The organism is Paenibacillus sp. P4_E11, assembly GCF_056401635.1.
In genome coordinates this window covers 1-3,261 of record NZ_JBFUIX010000270.1, presented here as the reverse complement: position 1 = coordinate 3,261, position 3,261 = coordinate 1, and the positions used below count along the sequence as shown (strand labels likewise).

Annotated in this window: 2 protein-coding genes; both read left to right on the top strand. The window is 44.0% G+C overall.

What is annotated here, in order from left to right:
- The first annotated feature begins 636 nt into the window (after positions 1 to 636).
- On the top strand, positions 637 to 1,554 hold the full coding sequence (gene qoxA / locus AC1DWB_RS32615; RefSeq protein ID WP_477545256.1) for a cytochrome aa3 quinol oxidase subunit II: 918 nt from the start codon (positions 637 to 639) through the stop codon (positions 1,552 to 1,554).
- 3 nt (positions 1,555 to 1,557) lie between these two features.
- On the top strand, positions 1,558 to 3,261 hold a 1,704-nt coding region (gene qoxB / locus AC1DWB_RS32610; RefSeq protein WP_477545255.1), incomplete at its 3' end, for a cytochrome aa3 quinol oxidase subunit I.

Genomic DNA, 3,261 nt, shown 5'->3' with positions numbered 1-3,261 from the left:
GTATTAAAAGAGTGCTATTTAACTCAACTTTCACAGAAACAAAACAGCTCTTAACCCTTGATACAGCAAGGATACTAACGATTTCAATATAGGGGTTGACGAACAAAAAACACTGTCTTTGTGAAATAAAAGGAAGTGTAAAAGTTCCAAATACGCACAGAAAAGTTGTTTCCTACATGATCAATCGTACATATCAGAAAACCCATTTATCGGGAAAATAACGCTGAACACAGCGAAAATATATCCGCGACTCTAGACCGGACAGCCAAAACTTCCGCGATGGAATTACAGCCGCTGTGTGAACTGTTGTCCATTAAAGCGCATTTAGAGGAAGTTATGGGATTCTTGTGTTATAGAATGTTTGTTCCAAATAATAAAAAACTAAAGAAGCCAGGCCGCCGATGGATCTCCTCGGCAGACTTATAAAATAATAAAAACGAAGGGCTGCCCTCAGCATCAGGCAGCCCTTTTCGTTATGGATTTCCTACCAAATGCCACTTCTTGAACAAATCGTGGCGTACTTGAAACAACTATGTGACAAAAATCACATAAATTTGTGACATCGTTCAAACTCGATTGTTTTATTAGTTTGGCGCAACTATGCTGAAAGTATTGATCCGAGGAAGGAGCTCACCAATGAAATTCAAATGGACTTTACTGGCAGTCATGATTACTATGGTCACCACTCTAACGGGCTGCGGGAAATTGGCGGTCTTGGATCCACAAGGACCGCAGGCTCAAAGACAAGCGGACGACATCATGTTATCGATTGGGTTAATGTCGGCTATTGTCATTATTGTGTTCATCATTTTAGTTTTTATGTTAATCAAATATCGTGCATCCAAACAAGCAGATGATTATGAACCTCCTCATATCGAAGGCAGCAAGGTTGTGGAATCGATAGTGGTCGGAATTCCAGTTCTTATCATCATTTTCCTTTCGATTGTCTCTGTTCGAAGTAACTATATTGTTGAGGCCACACCTCAAGGGTACGAGGGTCAGAAGCCATTAGTTGTGTACGCCTCATCATCGAACTGGAAATGGCATTTTAGTTATCCCGAAGAAAATATCGAAACCGTAAACTACTTATACATTCCAACCAATCGCCCTCTTGAATTTAAGCTTTATTCCTACGGGCCGATCACCAGCTTCTGGATTCCTCAGCTAGGTGGACAAAAGTATGCCATGTCTGACATGGTGAACACGTTGCATTTGGCAGCTGATGCTCCAGGTGAATACATGGGGCGTAATGCCAACTTCAGTGGGAAAGGGTTCGCTGAGAATACGTTTAATGTCAAAGCCATACCTCAAGCTAAATTTGATGAATGGGTGAAAGAAGTTAAACAAACGGCCAAACCTCTTACGGAAGCCAAATTCAATGAGTTATTGATACCAGGTCATCTTGGACAGTTAACGTTCACAGGAACTCATCTAGATTTTATGCCGCCACCCGAACATCAACATGGGTCAAGCAGCACARCTACGGATACTGAACCTAAACCTAGTTCTAAACCTAATTCTGATTCAAAACATGTTCATGAAGGGGGGCATTGAAGCATGGACTTCTTTGAACGATTTGCTGTACCGCACCCAAGTGCAGCCATTTATGCGTCAATGGTTGCCATTGCTCTTACGGTCATTGCGATCATCGCCGGCTTAACTTATTTCAAGAAATGGGGTTATCTTTGGCGGGAATGGTTGACGACTGTCGACCACAAACGAATCGGTATCATGTATTTGATATCCGCTCTAATCATGCTATTCCGTGGCGGAGTAGATGCCTTGATGATGCGTGCGCAAACAGCCGTACCCGATAATACGTTACTAGATGCCCAGCATTACAACGAAATTTTCTCAACGCATGGGCTCGTGATGATCATCTTTATGGCGATGCCCTTCATCTATGCCTTAATGAACTTCGTCGTTCCCTTACAGATCGGAGCACGTGACGTAGCGTTCCCACGCTTGAATGCACTCAGCTTCTGGTTGTACTTCATGGGCGCCATGTTACTCAATATCTCATTCGTTGTGGGGGGGTCCCCGGATTCAGGTTGGACAGCTTACTTCCCACTCTCGGGCAATGAGTTCAGTGAATCTGTAGGAACCAACTATTATGCGCTTGCCCTTCAGATATCTGGGATTGGTACATTAATATCCGGGATCAACTTCATTGTAACCATTCTCAAAATGAGAGCGCCTGGTATGAAATTAATGAAAATGCCCATGTTCACATGGTCTGCCTTAACCGCTAACATAATCGTCGTCTTTGCATTTCCGACATTAACCGTGGCGCTTATTATGATGACCATGGATCGATTATTCGGAACACATTTCTTTTCCACAACGAATGGCGGCATGGATATGCTATGGGCGAACCTGTTCTGGGTTTGGGGTCACCCAGAGGTGTATATCTTAATCTTGCCTGCATTCGGTGTATACAGTGAGATTATCTCAACCTTTTCACGCCGGAACCTATATGGTTACAAATCGATGGTATGGTCCATGGTGATCATCTCATTTCTTTCCTTCTTGGTATGGACGCACCATTTCTTCACAATGGGTCAGGGTGCACTAACGAACAGTATTTTCTCCATCACCACGATGGCCATTGCCGTTCCGACCGGGATCAAAATCTTTAACTGGTTGTTCACCCTTTGGAAGGGAAAAATCGTGTTTACGGTGCCTATGCTCTATACCATAGGGTTCATTCCGATCTTCACGATCGGCGGGGTTACCGGGGTTATGCTCGCTATGTCAGCGGCAGATTATCAGTACCATAATACGATGTTCCTGGTAGCTCACTTCCATTACACCATTATTCCTGGTGTGGTGTTCGGTATGATTGCCGGACTCACCTACTGGTGGCCCAAAATGTTCGGCTTCATGCTCAATGAACGGATCGGGAAATGGGCGTTCTGGTTTATTTCAATCAGCTTTAATGTTACCTTCTTCCCTATGTTCTTTACAGGGTTGGACGGCCAAGCACGTCGTATGTACACCTATTCGGAATCGACTGGATTCGGGCCGCTCAATATGCTTTCGTTCGTCGGAGCGATTGGAATGGCGATAGGTTTTGCCTTAATTGTGTACAACATCTATTACAGCATTCGTTATTCTCCAAGGAATATTGGTTCAGATCCGTGGGATGCGCGTTCTCTGGAATGGGCGACTCATAGTCCGGTTCCTAGCTACAACTTCGCGATTACACCAAAAGCTGAATCCATCGAAGCCTTTTGGGATTATAAGAAAAAAGGACATGAC